General features: G+C 62.4%; 1 protein-coding gene. It reads right to left on the bottom strand.

The annotated features are described in order from the left end of the window. Nucleotides 1-423, bottom strand: a 423-nt coding sequence (locus tag P2Q66_RS03875) for an MBL fold metallo-hydrolase (RefSeq protein ID WP_275725720.1), incomplete at its 3' end; no start/stop codon positions are given. Between the last annotated feature and the right edge of the window lie 5 nt (nt 424-428).

Raw genomic sequence — 428 nt, 5'->3', positions numbered from 1 at the left:
TCCTTCGCTTTCAAGATAGAAGCAGGTGGAGCCAGGGGAATGGCCGGGCGTATGAATTGCCAACAGCGCCGTTTCTCCCACCTCGAACACGTCTCCGTCTCCGTGGTACCGGTCCGGTTCGTAGTCCGGGTAGACCTGCTTCCACAGGACCAGGTCCTCCGGGTTCAGCACGATCGGGGCGCCCACGGCGTCCGCAACCTCCCGGGCGGCGCCGATGTGGTCGTTGTGCGCGTGCGTCAGCAGGATCGCTTTAACTTTCCGCCCGCGGACCTGATCGATGATGGCCGCGGCGTCGTGCGGGGAGTCAATGATCACGCATTCCTCGTCGTTGCCGACGATCCAGACGTTGTTGTCCACATCCCAGGTGCCGCCGTCGAGCGAGAACGTCCCCGAGGTGACCAGGTTCTCAATCCTGACGGTCATTAGAT

The organism is Arthrobacter sp. Cr_A7 (assembly GCF_029222765.1).
In the GTDB taxonomy this organism is placed as follows: Bacteria; Actinomycetota; Actinomycetes; order Actinomycetales; family Micrococcaceae; genus Arthrobacter.
Note: the sequence above shows the minus strand (reverse complement) of the source record. Positions and strands in the feature narration are given on the sequence as shown.